Genomic DNA, 20092 nt, shown 5'->3' with positions numbered 1-20092 from the left:
TAGCCAAAGCATAGACAAAGCGCTATCGGCAAGCGGGCCGGGTCTAAATCAACGTTTTCAACGAATGTTTCGCAAAAAATCACGGAACCCCAGGAACGTGCCTAAACTCCAAACTGCGCGGCTGGAACAATAACCGGCCCACTGGCGCCAGATCGGGCCAGACCCCTTGTCCATTGGTATGCACATAAAGAGAACAAAGCTATGAAACGGATTCTTCTCGGTACTCTCTTCACCGTTGTATCCCTCAATGCCATGGCTCAGGCGCCAGGCGGCCCGGATTGCGGTTGGGGCAACATGCTGTTCGAAGGTCAGCGTGGCACCCCGGCTCACTTCCTGGCATCCACCACCAACGGCACTTCCGGCAACGCAACGTTCGGTATGACCTCGGGTACCAACGGTTGCGCGACCAATGCGTCGCTGACCTATGGCGGCAAATCCTGGATTGCCATGAATGGCATGATGAACGAGCTGTCCGAAGACATGGCTAAAGGTCAGGGCGAAGCGCTGACCACTTACGCTGTGGTACTGGGCGTGGCGCCGGAAGACCGTGCGCATTTCGCCGCTGTCACTCATGAGCACTTCCAGCAGATCTTCAGCAAGGCTGACGTGACCGCTGACGACGTGCATACCAACACCCTGGCCGTTCTGAAGAGCGATCCGCGTCTGGCCAAGTACGCCACTCAAGCTTAAGCTCGACCCGCCCGCTCCTTTTCGGGGCGGGTTTTATTTTTTGAACCTGGCCCTTTTGGCCTGCCCCTTTGGGTCTTTGTTTCTTCCGACTTAAGTTGCCCACTATGCTCAAACGCCTTGCCTGGCTGGCGCTCTGTGTCTGCGCCCCGCTGTCTGCCACGCCCAAAATCGACAATCAACGTTTGCAGCAACTGGCCAATGATCCCTTCTGGATTTCCCTGGGTCACTACGAAACCGCCAAACTCGGCGGCTGGCGCAGCTATGTCAGCGACAAGAAATTCTTCCTTGCCGCCGACGGCAATGAACATCCCGACAACGAGCTGGCGGCGACCGTGCAAGCGCTGTACGCCCCGGCCAGTGCTGGCGAGAAACATGCGCAATGCGTCTACCCGGCCCGCACCCGCTGGCTCAAGGCACAGCTCAACCTGACCGATCTGCCGACGCTTCCCTGTACTGAATTCAAGCAATGGTTCAAGGATGTTTCGCCCCACAGTGCGGTGATGATTTTTCCGGCGGCGTATCTGAACAGTCCGTCATCGATGTTCGGCCACACGTTGCTGCGTATCGACCAGGCCAATGTGCAGAGCGATCAAACCGCCCTGCTCAGTTATGCAATCAACTTCGGCGCGTACATCGAGGGCTCGGACAACAGCATCCTGTATGCCTGGAAAGGCTTGATGGGCGGCTATCCCGGCTTGTTTGCCCTGGTGCCCTATCAAGAAAAACTCTCGGAGTACCGCAGCCTCGAGAATCGCGATCTGTGGGAGTACCGCCTCAATCTGACCCAGGCAGAAACCGAACGCATGGTCGAGCACGTCTGGGAGCTCAAGCAGATCCAGTTCGACTATTTTTTCTTCGACGAAAACTGCTCTTATCGCCTGCTGGAATTGCTGCAAGTCGCCCGTCCGAGCCTGCGACTGACCGAACAATTCCCGCTCACCGCAATTCCTACCGACACCGTCAAAGCGGTGAAAGAAGCAGGACTGGTGGAATCCATTCAGTATCGACCGTCTCGCGAACGTGAACTGCTGAGCCGCGCCGAACCATTGACCACTGAAGAACAGGATTGGGTGCTGAAAGTCAGTGCCGACCAGAAGCAACTGCAAGACCCGGCGTTCAAGGCTCAACCCAAGGATCGTCAGGCGCTGATCATCGACGCCGCCTACCGCCTGGAGCGCTACCGAGCCAACGGCCAAGAGCGTGATCCGCAACGGGCCCAGCGCAGTTTCGAACTGCTGCGGGCGATCAACCAGAACCCGGCACCGGAACTGGACATCCCGCAACCCGGCCTGCCTGAAGATGGCCATGAATCGCGTACCTGGCAGGCCGGTATCGGCACTCGAGGCGACAAGGCGTTTGGCGAGTACGGCTTGCGCATGGCGTATCACGACCTCAACGACAACGCCGAGAGTTTCCCCCTCGGCGCGCAAATTGAAATCCTGCAAATGAAACTGCGCCAGTACGAAGGCAATCACTGGCAGTTGCAGCAATTGGACCTGGCGACCATCCGTTCCCTGACCCCGCGCAATGAATTGCTGCAGCCACTCTCGTGGCAAGTTACCGGCGGCCTGGAGCGCGTGCCGGGTAAGCATGACGACGAAACCCTGGTCAGCCACGTCAATGGTGGCGGTGGCGGGACCTGGCAACTGGGCGACGACATGCTCGGCTTTGCATTGGGCACCGTGCGCATTGAACACAACAACGACTTTGCCGGTTTCATCGCGCCAGCGGCGGGCTTCAACAGCGGTGCGCTGTGGAAAAATCCGCTGGGCAACTTCAGCCTGGAAGCCAAGGGCGACTTCTTCACCAATGGCGAAGTGCGCCGTAGCGTGAGTCTGAATCAGCAGTGGGAATTGTCGCGCAACCTGGGTTTACGCCTGAGTGCCCAGCGCGAATTCAGCCACCTGGCTTCGCCCGAGAACGAAGTGATGCTTGAGATGAAGTGGTATCACTACTAACCGCCCCGCACTACCTGTAGGAGCACAGCTTGCTGGCGATGATATCGACGCGGTTATTCAGATAGACCGAGGTGATGCCATCGCCAGCAAGCTGTGCTCCTACAGGGCTGCGATCTTTTGATATCTCTTTCACATCCCGCTCACGAATCCACTCCTAGACTTCTCTTATAGGCCGTTGACGGTCTGGGAGTCTGAGATGTGGCGTTGCGTGGGTGTGGTGGGTTTGCTGATGTTGATCGCGGGTTGCCAGACGACCCACGAGGATCTGATCGCCAAGGGTTATCCACCGGCATTCGCCGATGGCTTCGATGACGGTTGCAGCAGTGGCCGGCAAGCGGCAGGGGCAATCACCGGAGAGTTTCGTAAAAACGTTCCGCGTTACCTCAAGGACAAGCAATACGCCGAGGGCTGGAGCGATGGCTTCCGTCAGTGTCAGGCGATGCGCGAAAGCGAGGACCGTGAGGATTATCGCAGCCACCATTGGGACGAGCGCGAAAAGGCCTGGCAGCAGCAGAAGGATCAGGACGCTGCTCGTGCTTTTCGCTCGCAATAAGTCGCTGACAGATATAGGTCGAAACTAAAAGCCTGCGACCATGGCCCAAACCCTATAACGGGAGAAAACCATGAGTCGCGCCTTCGTCAATGAAGATAACGCCGCCGCGCAAGCCGATCAGCCCGTCGAACGGCAGGTCAGTGCGCAGCCCAACTACGTCACCCCGGCCGGGCTCGCCCAGCTTCAGGCGAAACTGGCCGAGGTGCAGAACCTGCTCAATGAACAGAGTGCCAAAGCTGAACTGGCCGACAAACAGCGCCAGGCTGACCTTGAGCGTGACTGGCGGTATTTCAACCAGCGATTGCAAAGCGCTCAGTTAGTCGTCCCGGCCTCTTCGACTGACAAAGTACAGATTGGCGCCTGGGTGACGTTTGCCGATGAACAGGGCAACGAGCAGCGTGTGCAGTTGGTGGGCGAGGATCAGGCGGATGCGGCGAGTGGGCTGATCAACTGGGGTTCGCCATTGGGTCGGGCACTGTTGGGCGCGCAGGTCGGAGATGAGGTGGTCTGGAAGCGGCCGGTGGGGGATTTGGTGATTGAGGTTTTGAATATAGATATTGAGTGACCATTAGGCCGCCATCGCGAGCAGGCTCGCTCCCACACTTGAAATGCACTCCCCTGTGGGAGCGAGCCTGCTCGCGATGGCGGCCTAATGGTCTATCTAAAACCCCATAAAAAAACGGAGCCCCGAAGGCTCCGTTTTTTCATGCAACCAACCTGAAATCAGGCCAGTTTCTTGTGCCGTACACGGTGCGGCTGAGTCGCCGCTTCGCCCAGGCGTTTGCGGCGATCGGCTTCGTACTCGGTGTAGTTGCCTTCGAAGAACACCGCTTGCGAGTCGTCTTCGTACGCCAGGATGTGAGTCGCGACGCGGTCAAGGAACCACCGATCGTGAGAGATCACAATGGCAGCGCCCGGGAAGTCCAGCAGGGCTTCTTCCAGGGAACGCAGGGTTTCAACGTCGAGGTCGTTGGACGGCTCGTCGAGCAGCAGGACGTTGCCGCCCTCTTTCAGGGTCAGGGCCAGGTGCAAGCGACCGCGCTCACCACCGGACAGGTCCTTGACGAACTTCTGCTGATCGCCGCCCTTGAAGTTGAAGCGACCGACGTAGGTGCGCGACGGGATCTCGTAATTGCCGATGCGGATCTGATCCGAACCGTCAGAGATTTGCTGGAACACAGTCTTGCTGCCGTCCAGGTCTTCCCGGCTCTGATCGACGCACGCCAGTTGCACGGTTTCGCCGACTTCGATGGTGCCCGAATCCGGTGTTTCCTTGCCCATCAGCATGCGGAACAGGGTCGATTTACCGGCACCGTTACCGCCGATCACGCCAACGATGGCGCCTTTAGGCATGGAGAACGACAGGTTGTCGATCAGCACGCGATCGCCATACCCCTTGGAAACGTTCTTGAATTCGATGACCTTGTCGCCCAGGCGTGGACCGGCCGGGATGTAGATCTCGTTGGTTTCGCTGCGCTTCTGGAATTCCTGCGATTGCATTTCTTCGAAGCGTTGCAGACGAGCCTTGGATTTGGACTGGCGGGCCTTGGCGCCTTTGCGCACCCACTCCAGTTCTTCCTTCATGGCTTTTTCGTGGGCCGACTGCTGCTTGGATTCGGCAGCCAGACGATCGGACTTGGCTTCGAGCCAACCCGAATAGTTGCCCTCGTACGGGATACCGGCGCCGCGGTCGAGCTCGAGGATCCAGCCGGCAACGTTGTCCAGGAAGTAACGGTCGTGCGTGATCGCAACCACGGTGCCCGGGAAATCGTGCAGGAAGTGCTCCAGCCAGGCAACGGAATCGGCGTCCAGGTGGTTGGTCGGTTCGTCGAGCAGCAGCATGTCGGGGGCGGACAGCAGCAGGCGGCACAGGGCCACACGACGCTTCTCACCACCGGACAGGAATTCGACCTTGGCATCCCAGGCCGGCAGACGCAGCGCATCGGCGGCGACTTCCAGTTGGCGATCCAGGTTGTGACCGTCGCTGGCCTGCAGGATGGCTTCGAGCTTGGCCTGTTCGGCGGCCAGTTTGTCGAAGTCGGCATCTTCATCGGCGTAAGCCGCGTAGACCTCGTCCAGGCGCGCCTGGGCGTTCTTGATCACGCTGACCGCTTCCTCGACCACTTCACGCACGGTCTTGGTCGGGTCCAGGATCGGTTCTTGCGGCAGGTAGCCGATGTTCAGATCTGGCATCGGACGGGCTTCGCCCTCGAACTCGGTGTCGACGCCGGCCATGATTTTCAGCAGCGTGGACTTACCCGAACCGTTGAGGCCGAGCACGCCAATCTTGGCGCCCGGGAAGAACGACAGCGAAATGTTTTTCAGGATTTCCCGCTTCGGCGGAACAACTTTACCCAGCCGATGCATGGTGAATACGTATTGAGCCATGGAGAACCTAGGGTCAGTGAACGATGAATGATTGGGGCGCGGGCGATGCCCGTCCAGGTTGTGCGCGTCGACGATTGATAGCGATCAATGCTGCGCGCTGAAAAAACCTGATTCTAGGAGCTGGAACGCTCCCGCGTAACCGGCAAAGCTACCTGATTGACGGAAGGCAGTCCAGCCGAGCGGGACTGGCACTTTGCCACAACTCAGGGCATGCTAGCCGCCCTCCGGGCGTCCGGCTTATAGTGCACGTCGCGCCAGTCCAGCCAAACCGCAGGATTACAGTTTGTCTAATGTCACCCCACCTTCTTCCGTGAGCGCACTCAATCCTGCGACCGGCTCACCCCTGCGTGGGTCCCTGAAGGGCGCGCTGGCGGCGCTCGCGCTGATGTTGCTCGCGCTGCTGTTTTGGCAATTGCTGGATCAGCTTCGCGAAACCCAGAAAAACCAGCGTCAGTACACCATCGACTACACCGCCGATCTGGCCTCGCAAGTCAGCCTGAACATGGCGCTCAACGCCCAGATCGCCCTCAACCTGCTACCGATCGTCGAACAACCGCAAAGCGCCGACGAACAGCAGGCGCTGTTTCGCAAACTGCAGAAATCCTTGCCCGAGCTGCGTAGCCTCGCGTTGCTCAGCCCTTCCGGGAAAGTCCTCACCGACAGCGCCGACAACAGCGATGACGCCGACTACCTGAGCGAACTGGTACGGCGCAGTCGCGCCCAGGCCCACTATTTCAGCAACGCCAATGACGGTTCGGTGGTGCATCTACTGCTGCATCAAGCCAGCGGCAGCACCCGCGGCTACTGGGCTCTGCGCCTGACGCCGACATTTTTCTCTTCGCTGACCAAACAAAACGAAACCGGTATTCGCCCGCTGTGGGTGGTGGAAAACCGCGTCAATCACCAGATCATCAGCCGCGACGATGGGCAGCCCTCGGCCACGCCGGCGGTGATAACACCGGATGAGCTGGCCAACAGCGTGCTGACCGTGCCCCTGAGCAGCAGCGACTGGCAACTGCGCGGGTTGTTCGACCGGCAACGGGTGATCGAACACCTGCTGCCGGCGTTCATTGGCAAATGCCTTCTGGGCCTGGCCTTCTCGCTCCTGCCGTTCATCGCCCTGCTGAACATACGCCGCCGCCAACGCCAGGTGCACGAAGGCCGTCGACGCTACCAGGATATTTTCGAAGGCACCGGCGTCGCCTTGTGTGTACTCGACGTGTCCGGGCTCAAAAGCGTCTTCGACAATGCTCAGTTGCACAGCAGCGAGCAACTGAAGGCCTGGCTCGAAACACCGCAACAGCGCCAGCACCTGCTGCAGGAACTGCGCATCACCGAAGTCAACCTGGTCGCCCTGCAACTGCTCAACGTCAACACCTGCGATCAAGCCTGGAAACTGCTGATCGACGGTAACCCGCAGGACGGCACAGCCATCGGCAATCAAGTGCTCGACGCAGTGCTCAACCAGCAGAAACAGCTTGAACTGGAAATCAAACTGCAAGACGCCAATGGCCGCGACCAGCACTTGTGGCTGGTGCTGCGTCTGCCGGAAGACCAGGACGACTATAAAGCGGTGATCCTGAGCATCACCGACATCACCAGTCGCAAGCTCGTCGAACTGTCGCTGTTGGAGCGTGAAGGATTCTGGTCCGACGTGGTGCGCACCGTGCCGGATCATCTGTACGTGCAGGACGTGATCAGCCAGCGAATGATTTTCAGCAACCACCACCTGGGCCAGACGCTCGGTTACAACCGTACCGAACTGCACCAGATGGGCGAGTATTTCTGGGAAATTCTGCTGCACCCCGAAGATGCCGACTTCTACCACCGCTCGCGCCAGACCCAGCGCCAGGCCGGTTACCGACAACTGATGCAATGCCAGCTGCGCTTCCGCCACCGGGACGGTAAATGGCGGCGCTTCGACATCCGCGAACAGGCGCTGGCGCGGGACAAGCACGATCAGGTCACGCGAATCATCGGCGTGGCCAAGGACATCACCGATCAGATTGAGGCCAGTGAGTCCCTGCGCGACAGTGAGCAGCGCTACCGGATGCTCGCCGAAAGCATCAGCGACGTGATTTTCTCAACCGACAGCAAGATGGCGCTCAACTACGTCAGCCCGTCGGTGCAAGCCGTGCTGGGCTACGACGCCGACTGGATTTTCCAGAACGGCTGGCAATCGACCATCGCCAACCCACAACAGCTGACCGGCATTTATCAACTGATGGACCGGGTCAGCAAAGCGCTGAATAAACCCGAGCAACTGGCGCTGTTGCGCAGCCAGGTGCAGACCCAACTGTTTTTGTTCGATTGCCTGCGGGCCGACGGGCGCAAGATTCCGATCGAACTGCGGCTGGTGCTGGTCTGGGACGAACACGGTGCATTCGAAGGCGTGCTGGGCGTCGGTCGCGACATCAGCCAGCAACGCCGGGCCGAAAAAGACCTGCGCATGGCCGCGACCGTATTTGAGCACTCGACTTCTGCGATCCTGATCACCGACCCGGCCGGCTACATCGTCCAGGCTAACGAAGCCTTCAGCCGTGTCAGCGGTTATGCGGTGGAGCAGGTGCTCGACCAGTTGCCGAACATGCTGACCGTCGACGAGCAGCAGGAAGCCCATCTGCGTTATGTGCTCAAGCAATTGCATCAGCACAGCACGTGGGAAGGCGAAGTCTGGCTCAAACGACGCAATGGCGAGCATTACCCGGCCTGGGTCGGGATCACGGCGGTGCTGGATGACGAAGGCGATCTGGCCAGCTACGTGTGCTTCTTCAGCGACATCAGCGAACGCAAGGCCAGTGAGCAGCGGATTCACCGCCTCGCCTATTACGACGCCCTGACCCACCTGCCCAACCGCACGCTGTTCCAGGATCGTCTGCACTCGGCGCTGCAATCGGCCGAACGGCAGAAGTCCTGGGTGGTGCTGATGTTCCTCGACCTGGACCGCTTCAAACCGATCAACGACTCCCTGGGCCACGCCGCCGGCGATCGCATGCTCAAGGAAATGGCCACGCGCCTGCTCGGCTGTGTCGATGATGACGACACCGTGGCGCGCATGGGCGGCGATGAGTTCACCTTGCTCCTGCAACCGCGGGCCAACCGTGAAATTGCCTTGAACCGGGCGATTCATGTGGCCGAACAGATTCTCGCCAGCCTGGTGAAACCGTTCGTGCTTGAAGGCCGCGAGTTCTTCGTCACCGCCAGTATCGGCATCGCCCTGAGCCCTCAGGACGGTAACGAACTCAGCCAGCTGATGAAAAACGCCGACACCGCGATGTATCACGCCAAGGAGCGTGGCAAGAACAACTTCCAGTTCTATCAAGCCGACATGAACGCCAGCGCCCTGGAGCGTCTGGAGCTGGAAAGCGACTTGCGTCACGCCCTGGAACAGAACGAATTCGTCCTCTACTACCAACCGCAGTTCAGCGGCGATGGCAAACGCCTGACCGGCGCTGAAGCCTTGCTGCGCTGGCGCCATCCGCGACGCGGCCTGGTGCCGCCGGGAGACTTCATTCCGGTGCTCGAAGAGCTCGGCCTGGTGGTGGATGTCGGCGACTGGGTGATCAGCGAGGCCTGCCGTCAGCTCAAGACCTGGCATCAGGCCAAGGTTCGGGTGCCGAAGGTGTCGGTGAACATTTCGGCCCGGCAGTTCTCCGACGGCCAACTCGGGACCCGGATCGCCACCATCCTCAAGGAAACCGGCCTGCCACCAGCGTGCCTGGAGCTGGAACTGACCGAAAGTATCCTGATGCGCGAAGTCAGCGAAGCGATGCAGATTCTCGCCGGGTTGAAAAATCTCGGCCTGAGCATTGCGGTCGACGACTTCGGCACCGGTTACTCATCGCTCAACTACCTCAAGCAGTTCCCGATCGACGTGCTGAAAATCGACCGCACCTTCGTCGACGGCCTGCCGTCGGGTGAGCAGGATGCACAGATTGCCCGCGCGATCATCGCCATGGCCCACAGTCTCAATCTGGCGGTGATCGCCGAGGGCGTGGAAACCCACGAGCAACTCGACTTCCTGCGTGAGCATGGTTGCGACGAGGTTCAGGGGTATCTGTTCGGGCGGCCGATGCCGGCGAACCGGTTTGAAGCGCAGTTCAGCAATGATGCGCTCTTCATGTTCGACTGAAATTTTGTAGGAAGGCCATCGCCAGCAGGCTGGCTCCCACAGGTTTTTTGGCTGTACACAAGATTTGGGGCCACTGAAGATCTACTGTGGGAGCCAGCCTGCTGGCGATTTGGGCCAGCATGATCACCACCGATCCCGTCATGAAGCCCACTTGTCTGCGACATGATGTCCTTTCATATGCCATCTAAAACCCATTGGGTTAGAATGCCCCCCTTTTCTGCCCCGATCCCTGAGGACCGCCATGTTCAGCCGTGATTTGACTATTGCCAAGTACGACGCCGATCTCTTTGCCGCCATGGAGCAAGAAGCTCAGCGCCAGGAAGAGCATATTGAGCTGATCGCTTCGGAAAACTACACCAGCCCTGCGGTGATGGAAGCTCAAGGCTCGGTACTGACCAACAAGTACGCCGAAGGCTACCCGGGCAAGCGCTACTACGGTGGTTGCGAGTTCGTCGACGTGGTCGAGCAACTGGCCATCGACCGTGCAAAAGAACTGTTCGGCGCCGATTACGCCAACGTTCAGCCACACGCCGGTTCGCAAGCCAACAGCGCCGTTTACCTGGCTCTGCTGCAAGCGGGCGACACCATCCTGGGCATGAGCCTGGCGCACGGCGGTCACTTGACCCACGGTGCCAGCGTTTCCTCCTCCGGCAAGCTGTACAACGCCGTTCAATACGGTATCGACAGCAACGGCCTGATCGACTACGACGAAGTCGAGCGCCTGGCGGTTGAGCACAAGCCGAAAATGATCGTGGCCGGTTTCTCTGCCTACTCGCAGATTCTGGACTTCCCGCGTTTCCGCGAAATCGCCGACAAGGTTGGCGCCTACCTGTTCGTCGACATGGCCCACGTGGCCGGTCTGGTCGCCGCTGGCGTCTACCCGAACCCGGTGCCTTTCGCTGACGTCGTGACCACCACCACGCACAAGACCCTGCGCGGTCCACGTGGCGGCCTGATCCTGGCTCGCGCCAACGCCGACATCGAGAAGAAGCTGAACTCCGCGGTATTCCCGGGCGCCCAGGGTGGCCCGCTGGAGCACGTGATCGCCGCTAAAGCGATCTGCTTCAAGGAAGCGCTGCAACCTGAGTTCAAGACTTACCAGCAACAAGTGGTGAAAAACGCCCAGGCCATGGCCGGCGTGTTCATCGAGCGCGGTTACGACGTGGTGTCGGGCGGTACTCAGAACCACCTGTTCCTGCTGTCGCTGATCAAGCAGGAAATCTCCGGTAAAGACGCCGACGCCGCTCTGGGCAAAGCGTTCATCACCGTGAACAAGAACTCCGTGCCAAACGATCCACGCTCCCCGTTCGTCACCTCCGGTCTGCGCTTCGGTACTCCGGCTGTGACCACTCGTGGCTTCAAGGAAGCAGAGTGCAAAGAACTGGCCGGCTGGATCTGCGACATCCTGGCGGACCTGAACAACGAAGCGGTGATCGACGCCGTTCGTGAGAAGGTCAAGGCCATCTGCAAGAAGCTGCCGGTATACGGCGCCTAATCAGCCCGCTAAACCGCAGCAATGAAAAAACCGGCCAGTGATGGCCGGTTTTTTTTCGTCCGCAATTTTTTTAGAACCGCGAAAAGGCTCAAGGTCGGGGTATTGCGCCCAACTGGTAAGACCGGTCATGCCAATCACTCAAAATTTGCTTGCGAACACCCAAAAACAGCGCCTAGACTGCGCCTGCACTGGACATACCGGTAAGACCACAATAATTAAGTCCTGAATCTGATGCGCGAAGCGCACGGCAGCCAGGACACCGACCAGGATTCCTCCCATGCTCAGATGGTGCTCGCGTTCAATCTTCCTCCAAGTGGTTCTCGGACTGGTGCTCGGCATCGTCTGTGGGCTGACCCTTCCTGAATACTCCGCCCAGCTCAAACCGCTCGGCGATGGCTTTATCAAACTGATCAAGATGCTTATCGGTCTGATCGTGTTCTGCGTGGTGGTCAGCGGCATCAGCGGTGCCGGCGACCTGAAGAAGGTCGGACGCATCGGCCTGAAATCGGTGATCTACTTCGAAGTCTTGACCACCATCGCCCTGGTGATTGGTCTGGTGTTCGCTTTCAGCACCGGCATCGGCAGCGGCGCGAATATTCATCTGGATCAGCTTTCCGCTGCCGACATGGGCGACATCGCCCAGCGCGGTCAGCACATGCACACCACCACGCAGTTCCTGATGGACCTGATCCCGACCTCGGTGATCGGCGCCTTCGCGGAGAACAATATTCTGCAAGTCCTGCTGTTTTCGGTGCTGTTCGGCAGTGCGCTGAACCTGGTGGGCGAAGCAGCGTCGGGTATTTCCCGGCTGATCAATGAGCTGAGCCACGTAATTTTCCGCATCATGGGCATGATCGTGCGTCTGGCGCCGATCGGCGTGTTCGGCGCCATCGCTTTCACCACCAGCAAATATGGCCTGGATTCGCTGCAACACCTGGGCAGCCTGGTCGGCCTGTTTTACCTGACCTGTTTCGCGTTTGTGTCATTGATTCTCGGCCTGGTGATGCGCCTTTCGGGCCTGAAGATGTGGCCGTTGCTCAAGTACCTGCGTGAAGAACTGCTGATCGTCATGGGCACCGCCTCCTCCGACGCCGTGCTGCCACAAATCATGCGCAAGCTTGAGCATCTGGGCATCGGTAGTTCGACGGTCGGGCTGGTGATTCCTACCGGTTACTCGTTCAACCTGGACGGTTTCTCGATCTACCTGACCCTCGCCATCGTGTTCATCGCCAATGCCACCGGTACGCCGCTGGCCATGACCGACCTGCTGACCATCCTGCTGGTGTCTTTGATCACCTCCAAAGGTGCCCATGGGATTCCCGGCTCGGCGCTGGTGATTCTCGCGGCGACACTGACGGCGATCCCGGCGATTCCGGTGGTCGGCCTGGTGCTGGTGTTGGCAGTGGACTGGTTCATGGGCATCGGCCGGGCGCTGACCAACCTGATCGGCAACTGCGTCGCCACCGTGGCCATCGCGCGCTGGGAAAAGGACATCGATATCCAACGGGCGAACAAAGTACTTTCTGGCCAGGTGGGTTATACCTTCCAGCCGAGAAAGCCCGTCGGCCCTGCGCATCAGCAGGAATTCTGAATAATCGCCGTGCCTGCCCACGGGCAGGCACGGTCATCAATCGTTTTGGATGCTCATGGAGCGAACAGTGATCACCTCGTCGACCGTTGTGAATTCAGTAGTAGAAAAACTCCGGGCCGCTTTGGCCCGTGGTCAGTGGCGCTCCGGCGAGATGCTGCCGGGGCAGCGCGAGTTGGCTGAGCAACTGGGCATCAGCCGCCCGAGCCTGCGTGAAGCGGTCATCGTGCTGGAAACCCTTGGGCTGGTGCGTTCCATGCCGGGGAAAGGCGTGGTGGTGTTGGAGGCCAATCTCAGCGACAGCCAAAGCCACGACAGCGCAGTCGCCGGTGCGAGCCTGGAAGACGTGCTGCAACTGCGCTACACCCTCGAGCCGTTCATTGTCGGCCTGGTGGCGCAGTCGATCAGCAGCAAGGAAGTCGGGCAACTGCGCCTGACCCTGATGGACATGCGCGAAGCGCTGGAAGCCAACGACAGCGAAGCCGGGGTGAACGCCTACATCGCGTTCCACGAAGAGCTGTTCACGCTGACCTCGAACCCGATCTTCCAGAGTGTGGTGCAACAGACCAGCAACGCCCTCAAGCAAAGTGCCGACGTGCTGCGCAACTCCCCGGAGCATTTGGCTGAGCGCCTTGAAGAGAACGAAGCCGTGGTGCGCGCTATCCGCAGCAAAAACAGCGCCCAGGCCAGCGCCGAGATGCGTCGGCACATCCTTCGGGAAGGCCAGCGGATGGGCATCGAATTGAATATTCCGGACGACAACCTCGTCAGTTGAGTCCGCTTCGAACTGGAGACAAGCCATGAACAGCTTCGCCTCACCGCAAACCCTCAGCGCCCTGCCCTTTCCCCTGCCGGCGGAGGATCTCTATTCGCGAGTCTTCGACGCCATTCTCGAACAGCGCATTCATGCGGCCAGTCGCTTTACGGAAGAAAGCCTGGCGCAGATGTTCGGCGCCAGGCGCAGCGACATACGTGGCGTGCTGACGCAACTGTCCCATCAGCAGATCATCGTCCTTCGAGCCAATCATCGGCCCCGGGTCGCCGCGCTCGACAGCGAGCAAACCCGGCAAATGCTGCATGCACGACGGTTGGCCGAAATCACCTTGGTGCGACTGGCCTGTCAATCGCGCCTACAGGACTTGAAGCCGCTGCGAAACTTGATCGAGAGCGAGCGCCAATGCACCGCGCGGGGTGCGGCGATCCGGTTATCGGGGGAGTTTCATCTGCGATTGGCGCAAATGGCGGGGAACGCACCGTTGGCGCATTTTCTTGGCAGCTTGGTGCCGTTGACTTCACTGGCGATTGCGCAGTTTGAGGTAGGGTTGGAGGGTTATTGCGTTTGGCATAAGCACCAGGCGATTCTGGAAGCCGTGGAACGCGGCGAAGCCGTGAAGGCTGAGAACTTGCTGGGCCAGCATCTGGATCATTTGGAAGCGATGTTGCTCAACGCCGGACCGACACTCAGTCAGAATCGTGTTGTCGGTTAGGCCGCTATCGCGAGCAGGCTCGCTCCCACATTTGAAATAGATTCCTCTGTGGGAGCGAGCCTGCTCGCGATGGCGGCATCAGGCCCGCTGAAAATGTCGGACCTTACTCCGCCGCAACCCGCGCAAACCCCTCGCGAATCTTCTCTTCCGGCAAATCATCGGCGATGAACACGATCACGCTTTCGCGCGTTTCATCGTCAGCCCACTCCGTGTCCCAATCGAATCCGTATAACTTCAACACCCCCTGAAACACCATGCGCCGCGGCTCGCCAAGGATGTTCAACACGCCTTTGTAGCGCAGCAATTGCTTGCCATGATCTTCCAGCAGTTCGTTCATGAACTCGCTGAGCTTGTCGATATCCAGCGGCTTGTCGGTGCGCAGCACCAGGCTCGAAATGCGGTCGATGGACGGCGCTTTGCTCACCGGGCGCAGGCTGATACCGCCGCCAAGGTCGGCATTGAGGTTGAAACCGCGCACGTCGAGCAATTCGGCCAGATCGATCTTGCCGTGCTCGACCACACGGATCGGTGCGCGACGGTTGATGCGGGTCAAGCGCTCGCTCAGCGCGGTAAAGGTCGCCTCGTCCACCAGATCGCGCTTGCTCACCAGTAACCGGTCGGCGAAACCGATCTGCGCCTGGGCGATGGTTTGAGTCAGGTGAGTGTCGGCGTGCGCCGCATCGACCAGGGTAATGATGCCGTCGAGGATGTAGCGCTCGCGCAGCTCTTCATCGATGAAAAAGGTTTGGGCCACCGGTGCCGGGTCGGCCAGGCCGGTGCATTCGATCACCAGACGGTCGAAGGCGATTTCGCCGCTGTCCAGGCGTTCGAGCAGCAGGTACAAGGCCTTTGTCAGATCGGTGTGGATGGTGCAGCAGACGCAGCCGTTGGACAGCGTCATCACTTGCACCGGTTCGTCGCCCAACAGTTGGGTGTCGATACCGGCGTCGCTGAATTCGTTCTCGATCACGGCGATTTTCAGGCCGTGTTCGGCTTTGAGCAGGTAGCGCAACAGCGTGGTCTTGCCGGCGCCGAGGAAGCCGCTGAGGATTGTTACCGGGATGGGAGAGGACAAACTGAATCTCCTGACTCACTGAATAAAAGTATCAACACAAAACAAATGTGGGAGCTAGCCTGCTGGCGATGGCGGACTGTCAATCAACAGTGATGTTGAATGTTCAGCCGTCATCGCCAGCAGGCTAGCTCCCACAGGGATTGCTGTTAACCCGACAACTGGATCAACAGCACTTCGGCCCACCCTTGCCACCGTAACGAGCCTCTTGGCGTTCCCGGAAGAACATCTCGTAGGTCATCACCGGTTTGTCCGGGTGTTTGGTTTGCATGTGCTCGACGTAATTGTCGTAGTCGGGCATGCCGACCATCAGGCGCGCGGCCTGACCGAGGTATTTACCGAGGCGACTCAGGTCATTGAACATACTGCAATCCTCGATCAAGCATCCGGCAGAGCCTGGAATGGCGCTTCTTTATCCGTACGTTGTTTGCTGCCCCAGGCGGAAATGCCGACCTTGAGCGCATAGAACAGGATACTGAATACCACGAACAGGAACAGCGCCGTCAGCGTTGCGTTGGTGTAGGCGTTGAAGATCACGTGCTGCATCTGCGTAATGTCCTTGGCCGGGGCGAGGATCTGACCGTTGGCCAGCGCATCGCTGTATTTCTTGGCCAGCGACAGGAAGCCGATCGCCGGGTTGGCATCGAACAGCTTGATGAAGCCGGCGGTGGTGGTGCAGATCAGCAGCCACACGGCGGGCAACATGGTGACCCAGACGTAGCGCTGGCGTTTCATTTTGATCAGCACGACAGTCGCCAACATCAGCGCGATACCGGCCAGCATCTGGTTGGAGATACCGAACAGCGGCCACAAGGTGTTGATGCCGCCCAGCGGATCGATCACGCCCTGGTACAGCAACCAACCCCACATCGCCACACAACCGGCGGTTGCGATCAGGTTGGCGGCCCAGGATTCGGTGCGTTTCAGCGCCGGCACGAAGGAGCCGAGCAAATCCTGCAGCATGAAACGGCCGGCACGGGTACCGGCGTCCACAGCCGTGAGGATAAACAGCGCTTCGAACAGGATTGCGAAGTGGTACCAGAATGCCATGGTGTTTTCACCCGGCAGGACACTGTGCAGGATCTGCGCGATACCAACCGCCAGGGTCGGCGCACCGCCAGCACGGGCCAGGACCGTGATTTCACCGATGTCCTTGGCCACCGCTTGCAACGCTTCCGGGGTAATTGCAAAGCCCCAGCTGCTGACGGTTTGTGCCACGGCCACCACGTCACCGCCGACGACTGCCGCCGGGCTGTTCATGGCGAAATACACGCCCGGCTCAATCACCGACGCGGCAACCATGGCCATGATGGCGACAAAGGATTCCATCAGCATGGCGCCGTAACCGATGTAACGGGCGTTGACCTCGTTATCCAGCAGTTTCGGCGTGGTGCCAGAGGAGATCAGCGCGTGGAAACCCGAGACCGCGCCACAGGCGATGGTGATGAACAGGAACGGGAACAGACCGCCCTTCCACACTGGCCCGGTACCGTCGACGAACTGGGTCAGCGCTGGCATTTTCAGCTCGGGCATGGTGATCAGGATGCCGATCGCCAGGGCCACGATGGTGCCGATTTTGAGGAAGGTCGACAGGTAGTCACGCGGGGCCAGAATCAGCCACACCGGTAACGAGGCGGCGACGAAACCGTAACCGACCAGCATCCAGGTAATCTGCACGCCGTTGAAGCTGAACGCCTTGGCCCAGTACGGATCAGCGGCAATCTGCCCGCCCAGCCAGATCGAACCCAGCAGCAACAGCACGCCGACCACGGAGATTTCACCGATGCGGCCCGGACGGATGTAGCGCATGTAAATGCCCATGAACATCGCGATCGGGATGGTCGCCATCACCGTGAAAATGCCCCATGGGCTTTCGGCCAGGGCTTTCACAACGATCAACGCCAGCACCGCGAGGATGATGATCATGATCAGGAAGCAGCCAAACAGCGCGATGGTCCCGGGAATGCGGCCCATTTCCTCACGAACCATGTCGCCCAGGGAACGGCCGTTGCGGCGGGTGGACATGAACAGGACCATGAAGTCCTGAACGGCACCGGCCAGCACTACGCCGGCAATCAGCCACAACGTCCCGGGCAGGTAACCCATCTGCGCCGCCAGGACCGGACCGACCAGCGGTCCCGCGCCAGCGATGGCTGCGAAGTGGTGGCCGAAGAGGATGTGTTTGTTGGTCGGCACGTAGTCCAGACCGTCATTGTTGAGCACGGCGGGGGTGGCCCGTCGCGGGTCGAGCTGCATCACATTGTTAGCGATGAACAGACTGTAGTAACGATACGCAACCAGATAGATGGCCACGGCAGCGACCACAATCCACAAGGCGTTGATTGCCTCGCCTCGGCGCAATGCCACTACACCCAGGGCGCACGCCCCTACGGTTGCCAGCAGCAGCCAGGGTAGGTGGCGTAGCAGGCTATTATTATTTTTCATTTTATGATTCCAGCCAGGGTGGACAAGAAAGACAGTCATCCCGAGTTTAGCGCTAACGGCCGCAAAGGCCATCCCCCGACATGGGTTGAGCCATCACTTTGCTGGCAACCTGTGACAATGCGGGTCTATAGTCAGCGAACATTTACGAGGATTGCCTCATGAGCGAGCACCCTGCCGATCGCCGCCGCTTCAAACGTATTGCGTTCGATGCCCGAACCGAGCTGAGCCAAGGGGAATTCATCTGGCCGGTGAAGTTGATCGATCTGTCACTGAAGGGACTGTTGATCGAAAAGCCCGAACCGTGGCTGGGAAATCGGGAGTGGCATTTCCTGGTCGATGTTCATCTCAACGAGGACGTCGCCATCAAGATGGATGTGCAACTGACCCACGATGATCATGGTCAGCTCGGCTTCGTCTGCAAACACATCAGCCTGGAATCCATCGAACGCCTGCGGCGGTTGGTTGAGCTCAACCTTGGCGATCCGCAACAGCTTGAGCGCGAACTGGGCGCTCTGATCGAAATCTAAAGACTGGCGTCATTCCAATGTGGGAGCGGGCTTGCTCGCGAAAGCGGTGTGTCAGGTGCCATTGATGGCAACTGACACTCCCTCTTCGCGAGCAAGCCCGCTCCCACAGGGTTTGTGTTCTGTCTGGAAAGTTATTCGAACAGGGCGTCGAGCGCCTGTTCCAGGCGCGTTACGGCAATAATCTGCAACCCCGGCGGCGCTTCTTTAGGCGCATTGCCCTTAGGCACGATGGCGCGTTTGAAGCCGTGCTTGGCGGCTTCTTTCAAGCGTTCCTGGCCGCTCGGCACCGGGCGTACTTCGCCGGAAAGCCCGACCTCGCCGAATACCAACAGATCGTGGGGCAGTGGCCGGTTGCGCAAACTGGACATGACCGCCGCCATCAGCGCCAGATCGGAGGCCGTTTCCAGCACCTTCACCCCGCCAACCACGTTGAGAAACACATCCTGATCGTGGGTCGGAATGCCGCCGTGACGGTGCAACACCGCCAGCAACATCGCCAGCCGATTCTGATCCAGACCCAGGGTTACCCGACGTGGATTGGCCAGATGGCTGTCGTCAACCAGCGCCTGGACTTCCACCAGCATCGGCCGCGTCCCTTCCCACGTCGCCATGACCACACTGCCCGGCACTTCTTCCTGCGCACGGGTGAGAAAAATCGCCGAAGGGTTGGAGACTTCTTTCAGCCCCTTGTCGGTCATACCGAATACGCCCAGTTCGTTGACGGCGCCGAAACGGTTTTTCACCGCCCGCAGCAAACGCAAACGCCCATCGGATTCGCCTTCGAAATACAGCACTGTGTCGACCATGTGCTCCAGCACTCGTGGCCCCGCCAAAGCGCCTTCCTTGGTCACGTGGCCGACCAGGAAAATGGCCGTGCCGCTCTGCTTCGCATAGCGCACCAGCAACGCCGCGCTTTCCCTGACCTGGGACACGCCGCCCGGTGCCGATTGCAGTTGCTCGGTGAAGATCGTCTGGATCGAGTCGATCACCATCACCTTGGGTTTTTCCTGCCGGGCGGTGGCGATGATGGTTTCGATGCAGGTTTCGGTCATCACCCGCAGTTGATCCTGAGGCAAGCCGAGACGGCGCGCGCGCATGGCCACTTGCTGCTGGGATTCTTCGCCGGTGACGTACAGTGCCGGCATGACTTTGGCGAGGTTGCACAAGGTTTGCAGGAGAATGGTCGATTTGCCGATGCCCGGATCACCGCCGATCAGCACCACCGAACCGTCCACCAGGCCACCGCCCAACACCCGATCGAGTTCGCTGGACGCTGTGGAAAAACGCGGGATTTCTTCAACACTGACTTCGGCCAGGGTCTTGATCTGTGCCTGTTGACCAGTCCAGCCGGTGCGACCGCTGGGGGCTGCTGCGCCACCGCTTTCCACCATGGTTTCGGTCAGGGTGTTCCAGGCCCCGCACTCGCCGCATTGGCCAGCCCACTTGGGGAAGGTTGAGCCGCACTCGGTGCAGCCGTACATGCGCTTGGCCTTGGCCATCTGAACTCCCGGCAAAAACCGCGATGATAGCTCAGCTGGAGTGGGTCACGCGCGGCGAAGTTACCCAGCGCCCCCCTGGCAGCAACTTGTTCAGTCTTTTGAATACATCCACTGCATTACTAACTGTGAAAAACTGTACAACTTTCTCAGAAATTACTTTACACAATAGTTGTCTCGCTCAATAAAACAAAAACCAGAACCTGTACAGATCTTCATCATTTATAACTTGGATGTACAATGCAGCCGTTAAGCAAACTT

At 59.4% G+C, this 20092-nt stretch carries 15 protein-coding genes; 10 read left to right on the top strand and 5 right to left on the bottom strand.

Annotated features, from left to right (window positions below):
• Positions 1 to 201 precede the first annotated feature (201 nt).
• The 4 genes from IB252_RS27170 to IB252_RS27155 all read left to right on the top strand — a co-directional run bounded on the left by IB252_RS27170 (position 202) and on the right by IB252_RS27155 (position 3766).
• Entirely contained in the window at positions 202 to 690 is a 489-nt protein-coding gene (locus IB252_RS27170) for a DUF3015 domain-containing protein (protein ID WP_111451104.1), read from the top strand.
• Between the two features lie 104 nt (positions 691 to 794).
• The gene (locus IB252_RS27165) at positions 795 to 2648 is read left to right on the top strand and encodes a DUF4105 domain-containing protein (RefSeq protein ID WP_192410859.1); all 1854 of its coding nucleotides are present in this window, start codon (positions 795 to 797) and stop codon (positions 2646 to 2648) included.
• 196 nt (positions 2649 to 2844) lie between these two features.
• On the top strand, positions 2845 to 3201 hold the full coding sequence (locus tag IB252_RS27160) for a hypothetical protein (RefSeq protein WP_008154250.1): 357 nt from the start codon (positions 2845 to 2847) through the stop codon (positions 3199 to 3201).
• Positions 3202 to 3271: 70 nt separating this feature from the next.
• The gene (locus IB252_RS27155; RefSeq protein ID WP_192410858.1) at positions 3272 to 3766 is read left to right on the top strand and encodes a GreA/GreB family elongation factor; all 495 of its coding nucleotides are present in this window, start codon (positions 3272 to 3274) and stop codon (positions 3764 to 3766) included.
• Positions 3767 to 3924: 158 nt separating this feature from the next.
• Here IB252_RS27155 and ettA read toward each other — a convergent pair whose 3' ends face one another.
• Positions 3925 to 5589 (bottom strand): energy-dependent translational throttle protein EttA, encoded by a 1665-nt coding sequence (gene ettA, locus IB252_RS27150; protein WP_192410857.1) that lies wholly within the window; start codon positions 5587 to 5589, stop codon positions 3925 to 3927.
• A gap of 283 nt (positions 5590 to 5872) precedes the next feature.
• Between ettA and IB252_RS27145 the strand changes: the two genes are divergently transcribed.
• The 5 genes from IB252_RS27145 (at position 5873) to IB252_RS27125 (ending at position 14291) form a co-directional block, all read left to right on the top strand.
• A complete protein-coding gene (locus IB252_RS27145) occupies positions 5873 to 9721 on the top strand; it encodes a bifunctional diguanylate cyclase/phosphodiesterase (RefSeq protein ID WP_192410856.1) in 3849 nt (1282 codons plus the stop codon).
• A 241-nt stretch (positions 9722 to 9962) separates the two neighbouring features.
• On the top strand, positions 9963 to 11216 hold the full coding sequence (gene glyA / locus IB252_RS27140; RefSeq protein ID WP_111451109.1) for a serine hydroxymethyltransferase: 1254 nt from the start codon (positions 9963 to 9965) through the stop codon (positions 11214 to 11216).
• A gap of 277 nt (positions 11217 to 11493) precedes the next feature.
• Positions 11494 to 12807 (top strand): C4-dicarboxylate transporter DctA, encoded by a 1314-nt coding sequence (locus tag IB252_RS27135; RefSeq protein ID WP_111451110.1) that lies wholly within the window; start codon positions 11494 to 11496, stop codon positions 12805 to 12807.
• A 67-nt stretch (positions 12808 to 12874) separates the two neighbouring features.
• Positions 12875 to 13579 (top strand): FadR/GntR family transcriptional regulator, encoded by a 705-nt coding sequence (locus tag IB252_RS27130; RefSeq protein ID WP_008154237.1) that lies wholly within the window; start codon positions 12875 to 12877, stop codon positions 13577 to 13579.
• A gap of 25 nt (positions 13580 to 13604) precedes the next feature.
• Positions 13605 to 14291, top strand: a complete 687-nt coding sequence (locus IB252_RS27125; RefSeq protein WP_192410855.1) for a GntR family transcriptional regulator — start codon at positions 13605 to 13607, stop codon at positions 14289 to 14291.
• Between the two features lie 103 nt (positions 14292 to 14394).
• Here IB252_RS27125 and yjiA read toward each other — a convergent pair whose 3' ends face one another.
• The 3 genes from yjiA to IB252_RS27110 form a co-directional block, all read right to left on the bottom strand.
• On the bottom strand, positions 14395 to 15366 hold the full coding sequence (gene yjiA, locus IB252_RS27120) for a GTPase (RefSeq protein ID WP_192410854.1): 972 nt from the start codon (positions 15364 to 15366) through the stop codon (positions 14395 to 14397).
• A gap of 163 nt (positions 15367 to 15529) precedes the next feature.
• Positions 15530 to 15727 carry a YbdD/YjiX family protein gene (locus tag IB252_RS27115; protein ID WP_008154232.1) on the bottom strand — a complete coding sequence of 66 codons (198 nt, stop codon included), beginning with the start codon at positions 15725 to 15727 and terminating at the stop codon, positions 15530 to 15532.
• Between the two features lie 14 nt (positions 15728 to 15741).
• Entirely contained in the window at positions 15742 to 17808 is a 2067-nt protein-coding gene (locus IB252_RS27110; RefSeq protein WP_192410853.1) for a carbon starvation CstA family protein, read from the bottom strand.
• A gap of 158 nt (positions 17809 to 17966) precedes the next feature.
• Between IB252_RS27110 and IB252_RS27105 the strand changes: the two genes are divergently transcribed.
• Positions 17967 to 18335 (top strand): PilZ domain-containing protein, encoded by a 369-nt coding sequence (locus IB252_RS27105; protein ID WP_192410852.1) that lies wholly within the window; start codon positions 17967 to 17969, stop codon positions 18333 to 18335.
• A 131-nt stretch (positions 18336 to 18466) separates the two neighbouring features.
• On the opposite strand, the gene radA is transcribed toward IB252_RS27105, so the two are convergent.
• On the bottom strand, positions 18467 to 19834 hold the full coding sequence (radA, locus tag IB252_RS27100; RefSeq protein ID WP_008149143.1) for a DNA repair protein RadA: 1368 nt from the start codon (positions 19832 to 19834) through the stop codon (positions 18467 to 18469).
• Positions 19835 to 20092 lie beyond the last annotated feature (258 nt).

Origin of the sequence: Pseudomonas sp. PDM10, assembly GCF_014852295.1 — a bacterium.
In the GTDB taxonomy this organism is placed as follows: Bacteria; Pseudomonadota; Gammaproteobacteria; order Pseudomonadales; family Pseudomonadaceae; genus Aquipseudomonas.
The sequence above is the reverse complement of the archived record's forward strand: the minus strand, read 5'-3'. Positions and strand labels throughout refer to the sequence as shown.